1 protein-coding gene and 1 pseudogene are annotated in these 1,137 nt (G+C 59.8%); both read right to left on the bottom strand.

The features are described from left to right. Nucleotides 1-133, bottom strand: a pseudogene (locus tag EOA49_RS32050) (chemotaxis protein CheB); the annotation flags it as partial. 482 nt (nt 134-615) lie between these two features. Further along, nucleotides 616-834 carry a hypothetical protein gene (locus EOA49_RS32040; RefSeq protein ID WP_127217216.1) on the bottom strand — a complete coding sequence of 73 codons (219 nt, stop codon included), beginning with the start codon at nt 832-834 and terminating at the stop codon, nt 616-618. Between the last annotated feature and the right edge of the window lie 303 nt (nt 835-1,137).

Here is a 1,137-nt window from a genome sequence, read left to right as displayed (position 1 = left end):
CGGTGCCGTCGGAAAGCGCGCCCGACAGCAGCACGCCGACGACGCTTGCGCCGAAGCTCAGCGCCGCCGAGCGGAACAGCGGGTCTACCGCCGGCCGCGCGAGGTTTTCGCGCGGGCCGCGGCGCAGGCTGACATTAACATTCTCTAAGGCTTATCTATAAAGACCTCGCTGCTACGCTCTTCGTCTCTTAGAAAGCGCGCTCCATAGGTCCATCTCATCGGTGATGCCGTCATCAAAAGCTTGCAGGACTTCCTTAGCCAGATAGTCCCGCTGTTCCCGGTCTTTCCTTGCTAGGCGTCGCTCGTGGCACAACCGGTTAAACACCCGCTGGAGCGTTTCCAGATCAGCAGGCCCGTAGACGCGACTGCTACGCGACAACGACATAAGCGCCCCTTCAGCGCGGCATCTGCCACTATCTCACAGAACCCGCCTGACTAAAAAGCCCGAGGCTGACGTTCGTGGGCTGCGGCGGGCGTTTATTAGTTACGCCTAAAGTTCTGATGTCAGTCCTCAAAAGTTATGCATAATCCAGACTGCCCCGCTGCCCAAATGGGGCAAAGGCCCGGCCCGTCTACCCCAGGTCACCCAAACCCGCAGGCCGGGCCCCTCCATATCTAGGCTGCATCGTGCCGCGCTGCCTTTTCCAGCAGCCGCGATAGATGCAGTTCGTGAAGCTCCTGCATGCTTTCGAGCAATTCGAGGAATTCGATCGCCTTGGCGGTGGGCAGTTCGAGCCGCTCCAGTTCGGCTATGCGCCCCCGCTGCTGGGCGATGTGTCGTCTGCCCAGTCTGACATGCCCGCGCACCATTTCAATGTCATCGGCAAGTGCCATTTGTCGCTCGGAAGAATCGGAGGACGAACCGCGCCGTCGAATCTACCGCTTTGGTGTCGCCAGTCCCGCCCCTTCAGACGCTGCTAAACAAACCCGACTTGTGCCCGGGAAAATCGGACTTCAGTCGCAAATTTCATTAGTTGCGAGTCCGCTCATATGGATGCAGGATCAATGTTCCCCACCTTCAAGCGGTGGGGTGGCCCGACCCGCGATATCCTGTGTCACCTAGGTTAAGCGGGCCGGGCCGCAGAGGTTCCTGCTGGGGTGCCCGATGCGTTCTCAGCCAAACAGTATCTCGAACCC

The organism is Mesorhizobium sp. M1A.F.Ca.IN.020.04.1.1, assembly GCF_003997315.1.
Lineage (GTDB): Bacteria > Pseudomonadota > Alphaproteobacteria > Rhizobiales > Rhizobiaceae > Mesorhizobium.
This window is presented reverse-complemented; position numbering and strand designations above follow the sequence as displayed.